This window comes from Paenibacillus sp. FSL R7-0179 (assembly GCF_038002265.1).
GTDB lineage: Bacteria > Bacillota > Bacilli > Paenibacillales > Paenibacillaceae > Paenibacillus_AQ.
Genome location: NZ_JBBOCC010000001.1, coordinates 2,242,245 through 2,263,436, shown reverse-complemented (window position 1 = coordinate 2,263,436; position 21,192 = coordinate 2,242,245). Strand labels below are relative to the sequence as shown.

General features: G+C 54.4%; 16 protein-coding genes and 1 pseudogene. 7 read left to right on the top strand and 10 right to left on the bottom strand.

Annotated features, from left to right (window positions below):
• On the bottom strand, nucleotides 1-837 hold the full coding sequence (locus tag MKX63_RS10085; protein WP_341016835.1) for an ABC transporter permease: 837 nt from the start codon (nucleotides 835-837) through the stop codon (nucleotides 1-3).
• The gene (locus MKX63_RS10080; RefSeq protein ID WP_341016834.1) at nucleotides 834-2,033 is read right to left on the bottom strand and encodes a quaternary amine ABC transporter ATP-binding protein; all 1,200 of its coding nucleotides are present in this window, start codon (nucleotides 2,031-2,033) and stop codon (nucleotides 834-836) included. Before MKX63_RS10080 ends, MKX63_RS10085 begins: the two co-directional genes overlap by 4 nt.
• Nucleotides 2,034-2,290: 257 nt before the next feature.
• Between MKX63_RS10080 and MKX63_RS10075 the strand changes: the two genes are divergently transcribed.
• Entirely contained in the window at nucleotides 2,291-2,845 is a 555-nt protein-coding gene (locus MKX63_RS10075) for a GbsR/MarR family transcriptional regulator (protein WP_341016833.1), read from the top strand.
• A 236-nt stretch (nucleotides 2,846-3,081) separates the two neighbouring features.
• Here MKX63_RS10075 and MKX63_RS10070 read toward each other — a convergent pair whose 3' ends face one another.
• Entirely contained in the window at nucleotides 3,082-3,501 is a 420-nt protein-coding gene (locus tag MKX63_RS10070; protein ID WP_341016831.1) for a hypothetical protein, read from the bottom strand.
• A gap of 206 nt (nucleotides 3,502-3,707) precedes the next feature.
• Here MKX63_RS10070 and MKX63_RS10065 point away from each other — a divergent pair, with 206 nt between their 5' ends.
• Nucleotides 3,708-3,914 (top strand): hypothetical protein, encoded by a 207-nt coding sequence (locus MKX63_RS10065; RefSeq protein WP_341016830.1) that lies wholly within the window; start codon nucleotides 3,708-3,710, stop codon nucleotides 3,912-3,914.
• A pseudogene (locus MKX63_RS10060) lies at nucleotides 3,881-4,213 on the top strand (transposase); the annotation flags it as partial. The gene MKX63_RS10065 and the pseudogene MKX63_RS10060, both read left to right, overlap by 34 nt.
• 125 nt (nucleotides 4,214-4,338) lie before the next feature.
• Here MKX63_RS10060 and MKX63_RS10055 read toward each other — a convergent pair.
• Nucleotides 4,339-9,534 carry a carbohydrate binding domain-containing protein gene (locus MKX63_RS10055; protein ID WP_341016829.1) on the bottom strand — a complete coding sequence of 1,732 codons (5,196 nt, stop codon included), beginning with the start codon at nucleotides 9,532-9,534 and terminating at the stop codon, nucleotides 4,339-4,341.
• A 292-nt stretch (nucleotides 9,535-9,826) separates the two neighbouring features.
• Between MKX63_RS10055 and MKX63_RS10050 the strand changes: the two genes are divergently transcribed.
• Complete coding sequence (locus MKX63_RS10050) at nucleotides 9,827-10,852, top strand: LacI family DNA-binding transcriptional regulator (protein ID WP_341016828.1); 1,026 nt, start codon at nucleotides 9,827-9,829, stop codon at nucleotides 10,850-10,852.
• Nucleotides 10,853-11,092: 240 nt separating this feature from the next.
• Here the strand turns inward: MKX63_RS10050 and MKX63_RS10045 are convergent, their stop codons facing one another.
• Nucleotides 11,093-12,103, bottom strand: coding sequence for a ketoacyl-ACP synthase III (locus tag MKX63_RS10045; RefSeq protein WP_341016827.1), 1,011 nt, complete (start codon nucleotides 12,101-12,103; stop codon nucleotides 11,093-11,095).
• A gap of 204 nt (nucleotides 12,104-12,307) precedes the next feature.
• Between MKX63_RS10045 and MKX63_RS10040 the strand changes: the two genes are divergently transcribed.
• Genes MKX63_RS10040 through MKX63_RS10030 form a run of 3 tightly spaced genes read left to right on the top strand, consistent with a single transcriptional unit; the run spans nucleotide 12,308 to nucleotide 14,034 of the window.
• Nucleotides 12,308-12,877 carry a TetR/AcrR family transcriptional regulator gene (locus tag MKX63_RS10040; RefSeq protein ID WP_341016826.1) on the top strand — a complete coding sequence of 190 codons (570 nt, stop codon included), beginning with the start codon at nucleotides 12,308-12,310 and terminating at the stop codon, nucleotides 12,875-12,877.
• 12 nt (nucleotides 12,878-12,889) lie between these two features.
• Nucleotides 12,890-13,399: a flavodoxin family protein gene (locus MKX63_RS10035; RefSeq protein ID WP_341016825.1), complete on the top strand. Its 510-nt coding sequence runs from the start codon at nucleotides 12,890-12,892 to the stop codon at nucleotides 13,397-13,399.
• Nucleotides 13,396-14,034, top strand: a complete 639-nt coding sequence (locus tag MKX63_RS10030) for a hypothetical protein (RefSeq protein ID WP_341016824.1) — start codon at nucleotides 13,396-13,398, stop codon at nucleotides 14,032-14,034. Before MKX63_RS10035 ends, MKX63_RS10030 begins: the two co-directional genes overlap by 4 nt.
• 399 nt (nucleotides 14,035-14,433) lie before the next feature.
• On the opposite strand, the gene MKX63_RS10025 is transcribed toward MKX63_RS10030, so the two are convergent.
• The 5 genes from MKX63_RS10025 to MKX63_RS10005 all read right to left on the bottom strand — a co-directional run bounded on the left by MKX63_RS10025 (nucleotide 14,434) and on the right by MKX63_RS10005 (nucleotide 20,569).
• Entirely contained in the window at nucleotides 14,434-15,777 is a 1,344-nt protein-coding gene (locus MKX63_RS10025; RefSeq protein WP_341018594.1) for a glycoside hydrolase family 28 protein, read from the bottom strand.
• A 92-nt stretch (nucleotides 15,778-15,869) separates the two neighbouring features.
• Nucleotides 15,870-16,979: a glycoside hydrolase family 88/105 protein gene (locus tag MKX63_RS10020; protein ID WP_341016823.1), complete on the bottom strand. Its 1,110-nt coding sequence runs from the start codon at nucleotides 16,977-16,979 to the stop codon at nucleotides 15,870-15,872.
• Nucleotides 16,980-17,027: 48 nt separating this feature from the next.
• Nucleotides 17,028-17,903, bottom strand: a complete 876-nt coding sequence (locus MKX63_RS10015) for a carbohydrate ABC transporter permease (protein ID WP_341016821.1) — start codon at nucleotides 17,901-17,903, stop codon at nucleotides 17,028-17,030.
• A gap of 21 nt (nucleotides 17,904-17,924) precedes the next feature.
• Nucleotides 17,925-18,893 carry an ABC transporter permease gene (locus tag MKX63_RS10010; RefSeq protein WP_445321824.1) on the bottom strand — a complete coding sequence of 323 codons (969 nt, stop codon included), beginning with the start codon at nucleotides 18,891-18,893 and terminating at the stop codon, nucleotides 17,925-17,927.
• A gap of 113 nt (nucleotides 18,894-19,006) precedes the next feature.
• Complete coding sequence (locus MKX63_RS10005) at nucleotides 19,007-20,569, bottom strand: extracellular solute-binding protein (protein WP_341016819.1); 1,563 nt, start codon at nucleotides 20,567-20,569, stop codon at nucleotides 19,007-19,009.
• Nucleotides 20,570-21,192 lie beyond the last annotated feature (623 nt).

Sequence of the window (21,192 nt, the reverse complement as noted above, 5' to 3'; positions counted from 1 at the left end):
CTATCCTTGTTGTTTGGGTTTGAACAGCTTCTGGGTCAGACGATCCAGCAGGATCGCGATAATGACAATGGCAATCCCCGCCTCGAAGCCCGCACCAGTCTTGGCCTGCGATACCGCACGATATACATAAGCCCCGACTCCCTGGGCGCCGATCATGGATGAGATGACCACCATCGACAGCGACAGCATAATCGTCTGGTTAATACCGGCCATAATGGTCGGCATGGCAATAGGCAGCTGCAGCTTGAACAGCTTCTGCCCTGCTGTAGAACCGAAGGCATCCGCCGCCTCCACTAGCTCGGGCGAGACCTGACGGATACCCAGATTAGTGAGCCGGATGGTTGGCGGAATCGCGAATATAATAGAAGCAATGACCCCGGGAACAACCCCCAGCGAGAAGAATGACACGGCCGGAAGCAGGTACACGAACGCCGGCATCGTCTGCATGAAGTCCAGAATGGGGGTGGCAATATTCTGAAAAGTCCGGCTCTGCGCGCACAGCACACCCAGCGGAACACCGATGACCACCGCCAAGATGGACGCTGTCAGCACAAGGGCCAGCGACTGCATTGAAGGGCCCCATAATCCGAGATTATCGATTAGCAGGAGTCCGACCACTGCGAACAGCGCCATCCGCCATTTGCCGATCCAGTAGGCTAGAGCGGCGATCAGAAGGGTCAGCACAAGCGCCGGCAGGAAATTCAGTGCCGTATCAATTCCGCTGACCATTCCGCCGATCACCGCATGAATGAAGTCAAATATCGGGCCGAAGTAGGCAGTGAGCCAATCCTCGATCCATTCTACGCCCTTTCCGAGCGGTATTTTAGGTAAATTCATGAATGAAGCCCTCCTTCCGGAACTGCGTTACCGGCCAGGGCAGACAACACAGCCCCCTTAATCACAATCCCCTTCAGCTTCTCGCCTTCCCCGACTACCGCCACCGGCAGATGCGTCTCCGACATCAGCTCGAACAGATCATTCAGCAGGGTGTCCGGCTGGACACGGGGAATCTCACGCTGCATCACTTCGAGGATACTGCGGTTCTCCTTCAAGGCCTGAGAGGCGTTATCTGCTGTAAGCAGACCTTGCAGCCGCATCTCATTATCCGCCACATACAGGCTGGATACCCCGCTGTCCCGCATAAGCTGCAGGGCTACCCGGGGTCCGCGTTCCGGGCGGATCATCTCTGGCTGACGCATCACATGGGAAGCCGTCAATACCTTGGACAGATCCACATCCTCCACGAAGCGTTCCACATATTTGTTCGCAGGCTGAATCAGAATTTCTTCCGGCGATCCGATCTGGACAATGACCCCGTCCTTCATCAGGGCAATACGGTCCCCAATCCGCAGCGCTTCATCCAGATCATGCGTGATGAAGACAATCGTCTTCTTCACTCTGGATTGCAGCTCCAGCAGTTCCTGCTGCATATCCTTGCGGATCAGCGGATCAAGCGCACTGAAGGCTTCATCCATCAGCAGAATGTCAGGATCATTGGCCAGACCGCGCGCCAGGCCGACACGCTGCTGCATGCCTCCGCTGAGCTGATCCGGACGGTGATTCTCCCAGCCCTTCAGCCCTACAAGCTCAAGAGCCTCCATGGCCAGCCGGGTTCGTTTGCTTTTCTCCACACCCTGGACTTCCAGTCCGTATTCTGCGTTGGCCAGCACACTGCGGTGCGGGAACAGCGCGAACTTTTGAAAGACCATGCCGATATTCTTCCGCCGGAATTCCCGAAGCTGCTCCGGATTCATCTTGACAACATCCTTACCCTTGAACAGCACCTGTCCTCCGGTCGGCTCAATCAGCCGGTTCAATAGACGGACGAGTGTAGATTTACCACTCCCCGACAATCCCATAATGACGAATATTTCTCCCTCTTCAATGCTGAATTCGGCTTTATTCACACCGACTGTCAGCTTGGCTTCCTTGGCAATTCTTTCTTTGGACCAGCCTTGTTCTAATAATGGAAGCGCCCGTGCTGCATCATGACCGAAAACTTTGGTTAACTGTTTCACCTCTATAATTGCCATGGTGACCTCCTTCTCTCCCCTTGAACTTTCAGGTTAATGCTACTGACCTAGTGTAACGGACTTACGAAAAAATAAGCAAAGCGCATATTCGGTTGAAATTTAGTGTACAGTTTTAACTTTACAAACTTTACGTATAGAATACTCTGTTTAACGCCAAATTCCGTTCCGGATGAATTCTTTACTTCTGGATGGGGATTTGATTACAATACAGTAGGAGAGGCATGTAGCCTGTCAGCCTATTCCTCAGGAGGGACATCATGAACGATTTAGAGGGGCTTCTGCCCGAGCAAATAGAGAAAATCAGCAAGGCCCGCGAACGGGTCATCGATTCTATCGGTAAAAATATGGATTTATACGGCATTACCTTATCGATTGGGCATTTATACGGTTATATGTACTTTAATGAGGGCCCGGTTACACTGGATGAGCTGAGCCGCACCATGGGTATGAGCAAGACCTCCATGAGTACTGGAGTCCGTACACTGCTTGATTTGAAGATGATCGATAAAGTCTGGGGCAAGGGCACCCGCAAGGATCTGTTCGAGGTGGTTCCCGACTGGCACCAGAACTTCAGCGATTACTTCTCTATTAAATGGAGAAAAGCAGTGGAAGGGAATATGACCGCCCTTAACAAATCGCTCGCCGAAATCCGGCAGATGCAAACCGACTATGCGGACGAGCCCGACCTGTCGCGCCTGCTCCACTCCGACGAGCTCAAGATTGAGGAAGCTATCAAATACTACCGCTGGCTGCTGAAGCTGATCGAGTCGCTTGAAACCGGCAAGATCTTTGAATTAATTCCTAAGGAATAATATCAGCTATAGGCGTTCAAACTATTCTGCTCATGCTGAATAAGCTGTCACCAAAAGCCATGTTATGGCGCTTGGGACAGCTTTTTGTTTTGGAGTAGGAGGAATTGAGGAGTAGGATTAACGTGGGCACTTGGGTGGACGCTGCGTGAACGGACCGTTGTTCCGATCGCTGTTGTCCCCAGATTTTATTGATTCCCCTTAGCGGTGAAAATCCGGGGAGGCGAACGCGGCCGCTTCTACATAATCGTTCCGTCGACTCCGCTGTTTAAGCGGGAAATGGCACTACCTATTCTGGACACCCGCACGTTGGCAAATGTATGCTGTTTTTCACTTACATTCGGGCCATCGCCTGCATTTGGACACAATGTATGCTGTTTTCCGCATACATTCGGGCCATGCGCCTGCGTTTGAGCCAATGTATGTTGTTTTCCACATGCATTCGGGCCATGCGCCTGCGTTTGAGCACAATGTATACTGTTTTCCACATACATTTGGTCCATATGATCTTCTACCAGGGGAATTATAGTTTCCCTACAAGCATCAAAACGGGGCTGTCCCAAAAGCCATGAAGTGGCTGCTTGGGACAGCTCTTTATTTTGTAGTAGGATCAACGTGAGCACTTGGGTGAACGCTGCGCGAACGGACCGTTGTTCCAATCGCTGTGGTCTCCAGATTTTTTTCATTCCCCTTAGCGGTGAAAATCCGGAGACCAAGGCGACCGCTGCCGCTTTTCCACAATCGTTCCGTCCTCTCTGCTGTTTAAGCGGGAAAAGTTTCTTCAAATCTTTCTAAAATCACAAAAAGAAACCTCTCTTTTGTTAAAATGGAGTTACCACACAACCATTTCAAAGGAGAGGTTTCTTTGTACATTCAATATACCATGGACCAACTTTGCTTGCCAATGGATCTGGAAGAAGATATCCCGAAAAATCACCTCGTTCGCGTCGTGAATGCCGCCGTCAACCGGCTGGACAACGCCATTTTTAACGCGGCCTATCCTGGCGGCGGCCGTGACAGCTACCATCCTAAAATGCTTACCAAAGTCAAAGCTGCGGAGGTTGTCCGCTAAAAGAAAACTGCACGAAGGGAAGCGGAAACCGGGAAATCGCAGTCAGTTTGGAGCGGCTTAGATACCAGAAACAGGCGAAAGAAATCCTCCGAAGCGAGGAAGGCTATCTATTGGCCGTACGTCGAATGTCGGAGCCGGAAAGTGTATTTGGACAATTAAAGAATAACCGGGGCTTCCGGCGCTTTCTGCTTCGCGGCTTGGAAAAAGTGACGCTGGAGGTCGGTTGGCTTTCGCTCGCCCACAACCTGCTGAAGCAAGCAGCGAACGACCAGAAACGCAAAGGAGCGGTCCTCCAATAACGGAGAATCGCTCCTTTTTTTACTTGGTAAGCTTTGAAAAAGTTGCAGGTTTTGTTTCCACCTATAGAATATTTACTTTTGGGACAGCCCCGTTCTCACATGCTTCGGTGCCGTCTTTCGTTAGCTTACGGGTTCTCCACCAGACTCACATCATCAATGTAGATATGATTGCCTGCCTCGATAGCCGCATTCGTCTCTGCGCTGTTTCCGGGATTCAGCCCCAGCAGAAAGACGAGATGAACGCCTGCATCCGTTCCGCCGTTCATGGTGAAGGTGTAGCTGAAGCGTTGCATTTCGCCAGTCAAGGCAGCGGCGGTTGTCTGCAAATACTTCGTGTAATCTCCTCCGAAATGCTCGACTGCTACTTCAATATGACGGTTGATATCCGAACGGGCGCTGAAGTTCAAGGTATAGCTTTTACCCTGAGTCAGCTTCAGATCCCTGTAGTCTACCTGGGCGGCGTAGTTGGCAGATCCCGTGAAGCCCAGCGACACCTCAAGCTCCCCATTCCGGACTGCGGCATTTCCGGCACCCTCGAAGTACTGGGTCCAGCCCTTAAGAGCCGGCTGCGCATCGAATGTGCCGTTATCCAGTGTGCCGCTGGCAGGCTCCGTGTCCGGTCCGTCTGTTACTTTCCTAAGCACGATATCGTCAAAAGAAATCGTATGCGGCGTATGGTTCGCCGTCTTATCCTCACCCAGCGTCGCGCCGATCAGATAATTCAGCTTCAGCGGGTTGCCGTTCGTCACACTGAACTGTGTGCTGTAAGTCGCCCATGTGGCCGTAATGCCGAACTTCGCCTGAGCCGCCTGGGCAGAGGTTCCGCTGTACTCCACGACAATCTGCCGGGGAACGGTAGATTTCGCTCTGAAGCTCAGCTCATAGGTTGCACCGGCTTCCAGCGGGATTTTCTCCTGATAGAGCTGGGTGTGCCAGGCTTGTGACCCCGCCGCCGTGATCAGCACCTCCGCTGCTCCGTCCACCACTTGGAAGGAAGAAGCTCCGCCTTCGCCGGACCAGATAGACCAGCCTGTGCTGCCGCTGGTGAATGATCCGTTGACGACCAGATTGCCATCACTCGCCAGAATGGTCTGCACCACACTAGCGTTAACATAACCTTCAGCTTCCACGGTAATGATATAGCTTCCCTCTGCGGGGAAGGCGGCAGGCTGAATTGTGATTGCTCCAGGCTCTACATCGTACAGCTCCGCCGCAAGCGCGACGCCGTTCACCTTAACGGACTTAATACTGCCGGACCACTCCGCTTTCGGGATAAAGGTAAGCTCAATTGGCTGTGATACCCGGTTGGCTGTGGAATCTGCGAGCAGCTCCTGCGGCTTCGCCGGTGCGTCCTTGATCTCGAATCGTACATTGTCGATGATGATGTCATGACTCTGCGGAACGCTCACCCCGCCCACCTTGCCAAGCAGGAATTTCAATGACAGCGTATCATTCGACCCCTGCCGGAATTCGAACCGGTAATGCTTCATCTCTGGTGTCAGCTCCACCGTCTTATCCATGGAAGGAGAATAGCTCGCATTCTCTGCCTTCACATTGATCTGCCGGGCCACGCTTGAGCTGGCATCGAATTCAACCACATAATCCAAGCCCGCCGCAGCCCTCAGGTTATTCTGGAAAAGCATCACCGAATACGCCTGATTGCCGGTGTTCGTAATGCTGAATTTCGCTGCCCCGTCCACCGCAGCCGCAGTGCTCTGGCCGCCGTCTTCTGTCAGCAGCCGCTCCCAGCTTGTAAGCCCGAAGCTGAAATCCCCGTTCAAGAGCGGGTAATAGGTCAGATCAGGGTCATAATAGGAGCTGGTGCGTACCAGTACGAATTGATCCAGCAGCACCGTTCCGGTGCCCCCGCTTAGACGCAGAACGAATTGTCCAAGCCGGTCGCTGCCTCCCGGGAAGTTCTTGAACACCGCTTCAGCTTGCTGCTGTCCCACATTCAGCTGAACCGGCTGGGAAGCATAGACTACGCCATCATGGCCGCGCAGTTCAACTACTGCTGTCCGTGCGGAGGAGCTATCCGCCTCGAAGGTCAGCTTGTAATCCTGGTCTTGCACCAGGAAGATTCCCTTCTGTTGCAGCGTAACCTCGCTGCCGCCAGAGTCCGCGCCTGTAATGTCCAGCTTCAGGCGGCCTTCAGTGTCGACCTGCGGATTAACCTCCGCACCTCCTGAAGCATTGATATGCCAATAGCTCATCCGGTCCGGCTCGCCCAGATCGAAGCTGCCGTTGTAGAGGTGGTTGCCGCTGCCGAGCGGCGTCTTGGCGCTATCATGATCGAAGGGAATGCTATCGATTTCTTCAAGCCGTGCATTGCCGAGCCAGACCGGGGAAGCATTGGTCCCCAGGTTGAACTCAATCCGCGCGGCATTGTCCGAGCTCTCCTTCATCTGGAACATCGTCTCGTAATGCTGAAGCTGCGGGGTCAGCACTGCCTTGAATGCCGGGGAATAGGACGGGAAGCCCAGCGGTGCGCCTCCGGTCAGCCGGGCTGTGAATTCCCTTGCCGTATCCGTTCTAGCGTCGAAGCTTAGCTTGTAATATCTGCCCTTTGCCAGCGAGACAATGGCCTGCGGCTGAATTGAATAGGTGTTGCCGCCCGGCTTCAAGATGTTTACCTTGAGGAGATTTACGCCGCCTGCCTGCTCCAGGGATAGGGCTGCATCCGCGCCTTCCTCCTTGTACATTACCCAGTGGGCTGTATTCGGAATGCCCATCCCGGGATCTCCCTCCACCTGCTCCGTGAACCCGCTGTTATAAATGAAGTTGCCGTCCGCCAGCGGCGGCTTCGCTCCCTCCAGATAAGGCTCCTTCGCCAGCTCCACTGGTACCGGCTGGCGGTATTCGCGTCCGGTCAGTTCATAGATTCTGACATAGTCAATCTCCATGGAACTCGGAAATACCGTTTCTTCCGTAGGATTACCGTCGAAGTTTCCGCCGACTGCCAGGTTCATCAGCAGGTGGAACTTCTGGTTGAACGGTGCCGGATACGCATTCACCGCAGGCTGTCCGCTACTCTTGCTGTACCAGTCATTCTTGGTAGAGAACAGCGCCCCGTCCACATACCAGCGGATCTCACCCGGCTCCCATTCAATGGAGTAAGTGTGGAATTCTTCAATAGTGGAACCGCCCGGCAGCACATATTCCTTGCCGGAATAGACATTATCCGGCCACTGGGAACCATAATGGATCGTTCCGGCAACTACATTCGGACGGCTGCCCCAGCCTTCCATAATATCCAGCTCCCCGGAGGCCGCCCAATTGCCGTACACATAATTCTCCGGCAGCATCCAGATCGCCGGCCACAGCCCCTTGCCTGCCGGTGCCTTCGCCCGGATCTCGAATTTGCCGTACATTTTGCTGTACAATCCATTCGTCTTGATTCTGGTGGAAGTATAAGACTTGCCGCCTACCGCTTCCTTGTGCGCGGTGATGATCAGCTTGCCATCCTGTTCCTTCACATTCTTCGGATCATTCGTATAATACTCCAGCTCATTATTGCCCCAGCCCGGATTTCCGACAACGGTGCCATCTCCGAGATCATAGGTCCACTTCGCCGGATCGATAATGTTGTCATCGAATTCATCATTCCACACCAGACTCCACGGATCACTGGTCGGCGCCGGTGTTGCCGTCGGTGTCGGCGTCGGCGTAACCTCTGGCGTTGGTATTGGCGTTGGCTCCGGTGTGACCTCTGGCGTTGGTATCGGCGTTGGCTCCGGCGTCGGTGTTGGTGTCGGTTCCGGCGTAACTTCCGGCGTCGGTATTGGTGTCGGCTCCGGCGTCGGTATTGGCGTCGGCTCCGGTGTGACCACTGGTGTTGGTATCGGCGTTGGCTCCGGCGTAACCTCTGGCGCTGGTGTTGCCGTCGGTGTCGGCTCCGGCGTAGCCGTTACCGTCTGCCCGCCCCCCGCGGCAACAGGCGGCTGGCTGGCCTGCGGCGAGGCCAGATTCAGATTGCTGCGGCTGCCCGGCTTGAGCGCGATGCCCCCGGCCGTCACAGCCTCGGCCTGATTCAGCACGGTCCCGAAGCTGCCGCTGCCCGTAATCGTAGTGCCCCGGGCACTGGCTGTAATTAGCAGCTCAGCCACCTGCGCTTGATTCATCAGCACCAGCTTGCCGGGAGTACTCCAGATCAGCTTGGACAGCTGGCCTGACAAGCTCAGTGTAAGGTTGCCTCCGGCGGCATCAGCGGTGGATACAACCCCATAATTGCCAATAAGAGTGACCGCCCTCTCCCCTGCCGGGAGTACAACATTGGCGAAGCCCTCCCCGGTAAGCGCGCCTTCTTCCAGAATAGCACCGGAATCAAGGTACGCTGTTCCAGTGGCTGTCGTCCCGCTGGCAACGATGCGGACGCTGCCCTTCGGCTTCGCCACCTGAACAGGCCCAAGAGTACAATTCACCAGGCTCATGCTATGTTCACCGCCGCCGCGGATATAGGTGGTGCCCTTCACCTGCACTCCCTCCAGCCGGAGCTCTCCCTCCCCGATCCCCTCGGTAAGATAGAGATTCCCTTCAATGATGCTGTCGCTAAGTGTAATATCCTCATGGCTCAGCACCACATTGCCCTTCACCTTGCCCAGCTTCACTTCCCCGGCTGCGGAGCGCAGCTCCGGCACCAGTGAATCCGCCAGCTTCGCCAGCTCGGCCCGGGTGATCCTCCCGTCCGGCTTGAATAAGCCTCCGGCATAGCCGTGCATATAACCTGCTGCCGTAAAAGCATCCGCCGCAGCGCTTACTGCACTGTCGGCTCCCGCCAGGTCGCTATACATGTCCTTCGCTTGACGTTCCGTCTCCAGCCTCAGTATCTGCTGAAGCGCAAGAACCGCCTCCCCGCGCTTCAGCGGAGCTGCAGGTTCAATTCGCTGATCTGCATCTGCACTCAGATACCCCGCTGCTAACGCTTTGGCAATATCGTTCTTATACCAGGCCCCCGCCGGGACATCTGCCGGAAGCACGGCCGCCATGTCCTTATAGCCGAAAATCCGGTTGATAATGGCCGTGAACTCTGCCCGGGTCACCTTCTGCTCCGGCCGGAAGCTGCCGTCCCCGTAGCCTGAGATCACCCCGCTGCTGCTCCAGCGCTGCACTGATTGAGCTGCCCAGCTGCCCTCTTTCACATCGGTAAACGCTCTCAAATCGCTAATCCCTGAGCTTCCGCCCTGCAAAGCGGCCGTTGTCTCCGCAGGTGCTGTCAGCCTGCTCAGAGCAGACGCCGCCTCAGCCCCGCCGCTGCCCAGCGGCGATAGAAGTCCGGTAACGATTATTGCGGCTGCTAACAACGCCGGTATTTTCTTTTTCATTCTGTGTAAGCCTCCTCTGAATTAGAGTCTCAACTTAGCTCAATAACACCGTCCGTTACTCTCCAATTACCTTCAAGCTCCGGATCGAAATCGGTTTCGATTATCTCCGTGCCATTCCTCTGAATGCAATTAACCTTTGACTTGTTTCGGCAAGTTGAATAGACTCTAGAAAGGACTGCTGTTTGACAGCAGAGAGTGTCCAAGTGAACGGTCAGTAGCCTTGAGTAACCCTGGCATACCCGTCTTTTGGCCCTGTTATAACTATCCAGCGGGGGTGAGCATAGACATGCAAATGAATATCAAAAAAATTGCCGAAATGGCCGGGGTCTCTGTATCGACTGTGTCCAAAATCATGAACAATTACAGCGATGTTTCCGAAAAAACGAAACGAAGAGTGCTCGAAATCATCGAACAAACCGGATATACCCCCTCAAGCTCCGCTAAGACGCTGGCTACCAAGAAGTCGAATCTGATCGGGGTTATTTTTGCCGGTGAGCTGAATGTGGAATTTACCCATCCCTTTTTTGTAGAGGTGCTGAATTCGTTCAAGAAGCAGATGGGAGTGCTGGGGTATGACCTGATCTTCTTCTCGAATGAGAAGTTCATTAACAGCGGAGATTACTATTCGCGTTGCCTGCATTTCCATGTGGACGGCTGTGTCATTATCTCGGGAGAGCAGATGGAGCCTGCAATACAGGAACTCGACCGGAGTCAAATTCCCTGCATCGGGGTCGACCTTGAGCTGACCGGCAAGAAGTCCGGCTATGTTATGTCAGACAATTACCAGATTGCCTCCAAGGTGGTGGAGCATTTCTACCTGCTCGGACACCGGGAGCTTGGCTTCATAGGCAGTACAGCGGATTCGGACATCTCTAACCTGCGGGAAGCAGGGTATGTCAGAGCCATTGCCGGCTTCGGCCTGGTCATGAATCCTAAGTGGTTCGTGCATGGCGACGACTTCTTCGAGCCCAGCGGGTATGCGGCAATGAACTCGTTAATTGCATCGGGAGATTTGCCAAAAGCGGTCTTCGCCGCTTCCGATCTGCTCGCCCTCGGCGCAGTCCGCGCCCTGAAGGAACAGGGCCTGCGTGTTCCCGAGGATGTGGCTATCATCGGCTGTGACGATATCGAGGCTTGCAAGTATACCAGCCCTACGCTGACTACCATCCGCCAGAACAAGGAACGCTTGGGTGTGCTCGCCGCCCATATGCTGTTCGATCTCATCAATAACCAGTCGGAAGGCGGCTCGTTTGTCGTTGAACCGGCGCTGATCGTCCGTGAATCCTGCGGCAGCGGGCTGAAGCACTTGAACCGCTGAACGCTTGAACCAATGGATCGCCGTAACGCTGAATTTCTGCCTCTCCGGACCCGCCCTGCGATCCCTCCCCTCCAGCTCAGAATTTCGCTTGGCTGCATGATGCACCTACACGAAAACGCTTTCGATACTATAATCGCTCATTTAACGGGCTGCTTCAAGGCACCGTTTTTCTGATTTTGGGGACCATTTTTCGGCTTGGCCCCCACATTGGCCTGTCCTTGCTTCTTTTGCCTCAATCCATCACAGCGCGATAGGCTCAGCTACCTGAGGGTCCAGCGACAGCCTAACCAGTTGACCCGCATGACTAAGACCCGCACCGAATCCGTACAGCAGCACCTGCTGGCCGCTGCGCACCTTCCCTTCACGGATACCCAGATCAAGCGCAAGCGGAATACTGGCTGCCGAGGTATTGCCGAAGGCTTCAAGACTGTAAAGTGCCTGCTCCAGCGGATAATTCAGCCGTTCACAGATGGGTTCAATCATCCGCAGATTGGCGCTGTGCGGGATGAACCAGTCAACTTCCGCAAGATCTGCTCCGGCATTCTTCAGCACCTGCTGTACTCCCTGCGGAACCGTACGTACCGCCCACTTGAACACTTCCCGGCCATTTTGCACCAAGAGCCCTGTCCCGGAGAGCTCTACTCCGTTCACCTTGTCCGCCAGCCCTGTGCGGTAGACATGCTGCGCTCCGCTTCCGTCACTGCCGAGATGGTATCCCATGAAGTCGTCCTGCTCCCCGCCGCTCTCCACCAGCACGGCCCCTGCACCATCCCCGAACAGAATACAGGTGCTGCGGTCCGTATAATCTGTGATCTTGGACAGCGTATCGGCACCGATGACCAGCACCTTATGATGCAGTCCAGAAGACACCAGCGCGTGAGCCGTATGCAGAGCATACACGAATCCGGCGCAGGCAGCGCTCAGATCTATCGCTCCCGCAGTCAGCGGAATGCCAAGGGTATTTTGTACAATCGAGGCCACAGATGGAAAAGAAAAGTCAGGCGTACTGGTCGCCACAAGCACCATATCGACATCCTGTACGCTTTTGCCATAACGCTTCATCATATCCAAGGCGGCGGCTGCACACAGATCACTGGTATATTCATCCTCGCGGCTGATTCTGCGCTCCCGGATACCCGTCCGCTGCACAATCCACTCATCATTGGTATCCACCATCTGCTCCAGATCCTGATTCGTAAGTCTGCGGGCCGGCACGTAAGAGCCGATCGCTGTTATTTTTGCACCTGTCATATGATCCACCTCAGCTTTTCGATTTATTAGTATCAGATATTAGTACTTGGTACTAATTATAACCTGCTCCTGACTATTTTGCAAAATGTATACCCGGAATCGCCTAGCGGCAATCACATCTTGACATTGTAAAGATCGCAAACACATGCTAAAATCTTTACATTGTTAAGATATCAGTCAAGAAGGAAAGGAAGAACGGTACCTTTGAAGGCTAAACCCTACCACCACGGAAATTTACGCAATCAGCTTATAGAAGCAGGTATCAAGCTAATTAATTCGGACGGCATCAGCAGCTTTTCCCTGCGGAAGGTTGCCGCCGAATGTGAAGTCAGCCACACTGCCCCTTACAGCCATTTCAAAAATATAGATGAACTGGTAGCCGCCATGGGAGAGCATGTCACCGGTCAGTTCATGGACACCCTGCACGCCTCGGTTCAAGGCCTTACGGGGAAGCCGGAGGCGATTACCCTGCTTGGGCAGGCCTACATTGATTTTTTCATAGAGCATCCACAGTATTTCCAGTTCCTGTTCTACCATTCAGGCATTGTCATTGATCTGGATAACTATGAGTCTGACAGCTATCCGCCATTTGAAATTTTCAGGACTACGGCCTATGCAGTGTTCCGCAGCTGCGGGCTGCCGGAGACGGAGTTCACCCCTCAGCTAATCACACTCTGGTCCATGGTGCATGGAATTACGGCATTGCTTACCAATAACGGGGTCAAGTATTCGGGCAACTGGCGCGATCTGCTGGAGCTTAAATCTATCTTTTAAGGAGATGAAGTCTTGAGAACGATCATTCACGATCTGCAAGAGCAAGAATTCGCGGGCTGGCTGGGGGATACGGCGCAGGAGGAGGTGACGGTCATCTCGGACAGCGGTGCGATCCGTTCGTGCATGGGCTGCTTCGGCTGCTGGACCCGGACTCCCGGGACATGCGTCATTAAGAGAGATGGCTACGACAATCTGGGTGAGCTGTTCTCGCGCAGCGACGAGCTGATCATCATCAGCAAATGCATGTACGGCAGCTATAGCCCCTTTGTGCTGAACGTGCTGAACCGGAGTATCTCTTATATGCTTCCCTATTTTGTCACCACTGACGGAGAGACGCATCACCGGCCCCGCTATGACCACCAGTTCACACTATCCGTTCACTTCTATGGCAATGACATAACGGAGGGTGAACAGAATACAGCCAGAACGCTGGTTGCGGCCAACAGTCTGAATCTGTATTCGGCAGGTAACAACGTATTTTTCCATACCAGCCCGCAGAGCATTAAGGAGGTCCTGCAATGAACATCGCGATGATCAACGGCAGTCCCAAGCCGAGCGGCAGTAACTCAGGCCTTCTGCTGGGCATGCTGGAGCCGCTGATTGCGGACGGGAATGAGCTGCACGCCTATACACCGAATAAAAGACCGCTCACTTCAGAAGAGTACCGTGAGCTATGCCGCATGGATGTGCTGGTCCTGGCCTTCCCGCTCTATAATGACGGTATCCCCTCGCATCTGTTCCAGCTCCTGGTTACTCTCGAAGGATACCTAAAGGCAGAATGCGAACGGGAGATATACGTCTACGCACTGATTAACAACGGCTTCTATGAGGGGGAGCAGAACCATATTGCGCTGGAGATTCTCAGACACTGGTGCTTACGCGCCGGTGTACACTTCGGGCAAGCCTTAGGCCAAGGTGCCGGTGAGATGCTAGGCTCCCTGGGGAAGGTTCCGCTCGGCCGGGGGCCGCTGAAGAATCTCGGCCGTGCCATGCACAGCCTGGCCGGAAGCATTCAGTCCAGAAGCAGCGGGGAATCCCAGCTGTTCAGCCCGAACTTCCCGCGCTTCGCCTGGAAATGGAGCGCCACCCACTCGTTCTTCCACGGAACGGCCCGGAAGAACGGGCTGAAGCCGAAGGATCTGCGGCGGCGGATGTAGGATATACTGTAGCCAATCGCATACTTGCGGGTTGCCATACCCGGTAAAGGTGCAAGTGGAGGACTTAAGGGAACAAATGGATTACTAAAGGTATAAGTGGTGTGCCTAATTGTACTTTGTACAACTAAATCATCAGATCTTCCACCTAAGATACGTTTAGTTGTATTTCGTACATCTAAATTCCACCAATACCGGGTTTTCCCCCCATTCGGGCAGATTTAGTTGTACAAACTACAGTTAGAAGCAGAAAAACCTCCTTTTCACTGTTTTTAAATGTATGGAATACAACTATCTCCTATCCGCCGGACTATTCCTTCTATTTAACCTTAAGAGCCCGGTCCCCAACAGGACCAGGCTCTTTCACTTACCACCTCTATTGAATATTCGAATCCCCAGACGTTATCGTTCCGCCAGCTCCACCGTAACCTGCTCCACCAGCTTCTCCGGCTTCTCCGTGTTCCTGGAGCGGCAGTTCAGGAACTCCACTTCCTCCCCATTCTCAACATAAAAGGCCGGGCCGTCGTGGTTCTCAATAGTGACCTGCTGGAACTGCACCTCGCGGACATTGCCGAGGAAGAAGCCCCGGCGCTGCATGTCCTGAAGTCCTGCCATCATGTCCGGCTGGCCGGGCACCGCATGCTCCGCCATCGAGATATCGATGTTGGTGAAGGTGATTTCCGAGACGGACTGCTCCGCCAGCCCGTACAGGAATCCCGCCGCCGCATGGACATTGCGGGCGGTAATGTTGGCGTAATGAATCCGCCGGAACAGCGGCGTCTCCTCCGTTACCGGATAAGGATTCTTGTCCCAGACATATTTCTCTTTGCCCCGTGGGCCGCAGAAGTAATAGAGATTCAGCGTAAAGGGACAGATGACATCCTCCATCACAATATTGCTGATCCGGATATCCTCAATAATCCCGCCCCGCCCGCGCCGTGACTTCATGCGGATGCCGCGGTCCGTCTGCTTGAACACACAATTGCTGATTGTCACATTGCGGATATCGCCGCTCATCTCACTGCCCAGCACCACCGCGCCATGGCCGTGAACCATCACACAGCCCGTAATCGTAATATTCTCGCAGGGAATGCGCTCCCGGGTATCCTCGGTGCCTGCCTTAATGGCAATGCAGTCATCGCCGACATCGATATGGCAGTTGCTGATACGCACATCGCGGCAGGATTCAGGATTGATTCCATCGGTATTCGGCGAATCGGCCGGATTCAGGATCGACAGATTGTCGATCATCACATTGCTGCAATGAATCGGATTCACCGTCCAGCTTGGGGAATTCACCAGCGTCAGATCGCGGAGCGTCACCCGGCTGCAATCATCGAAGCCAATCAGTCTCGGGCGCGGATACTCCAGCTCTTCCGGGCGGCTCCGGTGCTTCTCCCACCAGGGTTCTCCATTCCCGTCAATGGTTCCGCTCCCGGTAATCGAGACATTAGTCAGACCCGCTCCGTAGATGCAGGCGGCATGAACCTCCCGCTTCACCCCTTCCCACCGTGATTCCACGACAGGATAATCCGCCGGATCGGTACTGAAGGATAATACCGCACCGGGACTTACATGCAGCTCGATGTTACTACGAAGGCGCACCGCTCCGGTCAGGAAAGTGCCAGCCGGAATATACACTGTACCTCCGCCGTCACGGTCCGCCGCAGCTATAGCCTCCGCAATCGCCTGCGTTGCTGGTACTCCGCTGTCCCGCTGTGCTCCGTAGTCCACTATGTTATACACTGTCTGCCTCCTCCTCTCATCCGCTGCCGGTCTATGCAGCTCCAGCTCTATTGCGCCAATGCCTGAACCGGCAGCTTCCAACTCCACTCTGCTTATGCCTTATACAAATCCTGCATCTCCACACAGGCCATTACCAGCGCTCCCACCCCATGCAGATCATTACTGACTCTCGGGCGGGTAACATAGTTCCGGTAATCTCCCGCCGAGGTTCCGATGCAGATATCAGGCAGCAGCAGCCGGCCCTGCTCATCCCACTGGAGCACCTGAATTAAGCCTTCGTAGCCTTTACGCGCGGCTTCAGCCGCTTCATTCATAACTTCAGCCGGAAGGATACCAAGCTTCACTGCTCTGGCAATCGTGTAGACGAACAGACAGGAGCCGGAGGTCTCCAGCCAGTTGTCCGGCTCATGTCCCTTATCCACGACCTGATACCACAGGCCGCTCTGCGGGTCCTGATAGCGGATTAACGCCTGTACGAATCCGCTCAGCTCGGCGGCAAGCTCCGCCCGGCCCGGATCAGTCGCCGGCAGTTCATCCAGGAACTGGGAGACGGCAAGCCCGTACCAGCCAAGTGAACGGCTCCAGAACTCCGGCGAGCAGCCGGTGGCGGGATTCGCCCACGGCATGCGGCGGCTCTCATCCCAGGCATGGTAGAGCAGGCCGGTCGCCTCGTCCTTCATATATTTGCGCATCAGGCGCTCCTGGTGCAGGACCTCGGCCCGCAAGGCATCGTCTCTATACGAATTCGCGTACTTCAGCGAGAACACCCCGGCCATGTACAGCCCGTCCAGCCACATCTGGTTCGGATATTTGTCCTTATGCCAGTACCCACCCTCTGAGGTGCGGTTCAGTGTCAGCAGCAGATGGCGCAGCTTGACCGCCGCCTCCCGGTATTTGCGCTTGCCGGTCCGTTCATACAGCGTGAAGAGCAGCAGCCCCGCCTGTACGGCATCCAGCTCATCCCGGGCAAAGTCGAAGTTCCCCTGCTCATCCACCAGATCATCCACATACTGCTTAATATACTCGATATAGCGGTCCTCCCGGAGCGTCTTCCACAGCAGCTCCATCCCGCACAGGAACACGCCCTGATGATAATGCCAGCGGTGCGCAGGCGGGAGCTCTCCCGCCTGATACGTATCCATCAGTGAATCACAGGCCTTTTGCGCCCATTCGATCGGTGTTTGCGGCAAACTGCCTATCATCGTAATACCCCTTTCATCTTGTCAGAATAGCCCGCCCGTCCCAAGGAATCAGCCCTTCATCGAGCCCAGCATCGCACCCTTGGCAAAATGCTTCTGCAGGAACGGATACACCATCAGAATCGGCAGCGTAGCGACCACGATAACGGCCATCTTGATCGTCTGATCCGGCGGCGGAACCGTACCGTCCAGTGTCGCACTGTGATCCATCCCGCTGGCCAGCACGACAATCTGCCGCAGCAGGACCTGTATCGGCCATTTAGCGCTGTTATCCAGATAGAGAATGGCGCTCATATACGTGTTCCAGTACGTTACGGCGTAGAACAGAGAGATCGTCGCAATCGCCGGTAACGACAGGGGCAGCACGATTTTGAACAGAATCCCGAAGTCATTGCAGCCGTCAATCTTGGCCGACTCCTCCAGCCCCTCCGGAATGTTCTGGAAAAAGTTCTTGAGGATAATCATATTAAACGCACTGATCGCAGAAGGAAGAATCAGCGCCGCATACGAATCGATCAGCCCCAGCTCCTTCACCACGAGGAACGTAGGAATCATTCCCCCGTGGAACAGCATCGTGAACACCACCAGGAAGTTGAACACCCGGCGGCCGTCCAGATCCTTACGGGAGAGACCGTAGGCCATCAGCGCCGTGATGAACATACTGAACAGCGTACCTACCAGTGTGACTCCAATCGATACCCCCAAGGCTCTGAAGATCGTATTTGTGGAGAAAATAAATTTGTACGCCTCCAGGCTCCACACCTTCGGAATCAGCACAAACTTGTTGGCGGCCAGCTCGGCGCTGGTCGTGAAGGAGCCGGCCACCACGTGGATGAACGGAAGCACCGTTACCAGCGCGATCAGGGCAAGCAGTATAAAGTTGACGGCAGAGAATAGTCTGCCGCTGAATGTACGGTCTTCTACCATTTAAATTCCTCCTGCGGCATTTTAATAAACGCCTTCTTCTCCTATTTTTTTGGACACCTTGTTGACGGTCATGACCATAATCAGGCCCACAATCGACTTGAAGAAGCCGATAGCTGTACTGTAGCTGAACTGCCCTTGCCGCAGACCGGCGGTGTAGACATACGTATCGATAATTTCCGCAACCTCGCGGTTCATGGAGTTGAGCAGCAGGTAGACATGCTCGAAGCCCAGATCGAGAACGGAACCGATTTTCAGAATAAACAGGGTGATGATCACTCCCCGGATGGCCGGAAGCGTAATATGCCAGACCTGTCTGAGCCGTCCGGCTCCATCCATGCGCGAAGCTTCATAGAGCCCCGGATCAATCGCCGCAATGGAAGCCAGATAGATAATCGTGCCCCAGCCTGCTTCCCGCCAGATGACCTGAAGGATATACATCGGCCGGAACCAGCCCGGACTCAGCAGGAAATTAATCTTGGCGAAGCCGAAGTATGCCAGCAGCTCGTTGATAATCCCCCCGTCCATCGTCACCATGACGAAGGAGATCGAGACGACGATAACCCAAGACATGAAGTGCGGCAGATACACCAGGGTCTGGAAGAATCTTTTGAAGAAGGTGCCTCTGAGTTCATTAAGCATCAGGGCCAGAATAATCGGAATCGGAAAATAAATCAGAATATTCATCCCGAACAGAATCAGCGTATTCGCCAAAATATTCAGGAAATCAGGCTCGGTGAACAGCCGGCTGAAATGCTTCATGCCCACCCATTCGCTGCCGGTAATCCCTTGGTAAGGCTTGTAATCCTGGAAGGAAATAATCAGTCCGTACATCGGCAAATACTTGAAGATAATGAAATACAGCACGCCGGGGATCAGCATGACATAGAGCAATTTGTTGCGCCACAGCCGCTTCTTCAGCTCACTGCTGCTCTTATATTTCTTCGGCATGGGTTCGGGAACTACGCGGGGCGGGGCGGTTACTTCCTGCATGATTCTCTTCCTTTCTCTGTAAATTATTCGGTAGTGGAAAAAAGGCTGCCGGAACGCTAACCCGGGGCAGCCCTCTTCCTGTTCAGTCCGCTGTTATAGCGGCTGTGTTTTGCTTATTTTTTGTACGCGGCATTATATTCTTCGATGATCTTCGCCCCGCCCCGGCTCTTCCAGTTCTCGACTTCCTTCTCGAAGCCGGCCTTATCCAGCTGACCGTACATATATTTGTAAGTGGCATCCGCAATAATCTGCTGCAGCTCTACGCCCTTGGACGTATAGGTTGCCGAATCGAGTGCCGCCGTAGGATCTGCGACCCCGTATTTCACGTTCTCCAGTACCAGCTCCTCTGCATGAATCCGGCCCGGCAGCACGTTCAAGCTCTGGTACATACCGTTCGTTTCGTATTCGCCGATGACGCTGTCCTTGAAGCCTTTGACTTCGCGTTCGATCAGCTCTTTATTGTCGGTTGCCTTGGCCTTGCCGTCCACGACGGTGTAGTGTGTGCCTTCAATACCCCAGTACATCAGGTTCGATACTTCAGGAGTCATCATGTAGTCGAAGAATTTCAGAATCTTCTTCAGCTCTGCTTCATCCTTCACCGCCGATTTCGGGAACAGCACTACGTTGTTATAGCCGGGAATCATCCACTGGGCGAATTTGCCGTCAGGTCCAGCCACCATGCTGTGCGTATCCAGTACGGCATCCGGCACGTTCTTGATCAGGTCCTTGTTCAGGGAATCGATGTCCTGCATCGAGCCGCCGATATACAGCCCCGCCTTACCGCTGGTGAACATATTGACCGCATCCGTCTTACTGGTTGCCGCGAAGTCCTGGTTCATGTAACCGCCTTCGCGCAGCTTTTTGAAGAAGTCCATGGTGTCGATGTATTGCGGAAAAGTGAACTCCGGCGCAAGCTGGCCGTCCTTCTCCGCCCAGTTGTTCGGCGTGCCGAACCAGGAGGAGACCGTCTTGAACGCACCGTACACCAGCTCATTGCGATCCACAACGCCGATGGTATCCTTTTTCCCGTTGCCGTCCGGATCTTGTTCGGTAAAAGCCTTGGCCATCGCGAACAATTCATCTGTGTTGGCCGGCGCCTTCAGACCCAGCTTATCCGCCCAGTCCTTGCGGTAAATAATCCCTTGGCGGGCCAGCGGACGGCCGATGTACAGGGTATACAGCTTGCCGTCTACCTTGGTGTTGTTCAGGATCTCCGGCTTCAGCTTGTTCAGGTTCGGGAATTCGCTGAGCAGCGGCCCGATCTCCCAGAACTGTCCGTCCTTGATCGCTTCCTTCATCTGCAGGAAGGTCGTCTGGTTCTTCAGGTACGTCACCTGCGGCAGGGAGCCGGTGGCGAACGAGGAGTTCAGCTTCTCTTCATACGTGTCAGCCGGGAAGAATTGATAAGTCAGCTTTGTATTCGTCAATTTCTCCACTTCATTCTTGATCGTATCGGGCGGAGTATCTGTCGTATTCAGCGGCAGCATAATCTTGATCTCTGTCGGCTTCTCCGGCTCTGCGGTGGCCGGGTCTGTGGTTGCGGTGGTGTTCGTCCCGGCGCTGGCGCCCGGGTCTGTGGTAGCTGCCGCCTCTTTGTTGTTGTTACCGCCGCAAGCGGACAACATGCTGAGTGTCAGCAGCGAGCTTAGGAGCAGGGTGAAGGATTTTTTCGTCATTCCTTTTTGACCTCCGTTTAACTTGTATTGGTTACAAGCCTCACATTACGCTCTGCACTGGATTACGAAAACAATCATTTGCTCATAAAAGCAGGCGGGGCGCGGGGGTGTGGGTTAATGATTATCGTGTGATGGGGGGATAGGCATTGAAAGCTACTGCGTGGGAGTGGCGGTGGCATGGCGGGCACGGGACTACGTGAGCTTACCGGGTGCGGCGGGGGGGGCGGGACTGTGTTGCGGGCGGGTGCGGCGGCGGGCGGGACTGCGTGAGCTTTGGACTTCCGGCCGCTGTTAGGTTTGGATTTCCTGATTCGGACCGCTAGTTGCGGTAGAAATCCAAACCTAAAGGCGGACGCTACCGCTCCTCCAGTTCCAAACCTCCCTCCGTCCCTTTCTGCCGCTCCAGGGGTGGGCCCTTTCAATGCATATCCTTGAAAGGGGGCAAAGGAAATAGCCCCGCTGCTTCGCGCGGCGGGGCCGTGTTGGGAGAAAACGCTGATTAGTCTGCTATTACTCAAAATCCTGCACAAATTACAACATTCCGCTCGTAAAACTAACCATAATCAAAAAATGTTGCAGAAAAGGCAGCATTCTTTCTCTTCTGACCCGCCCAAAGAGAAAAT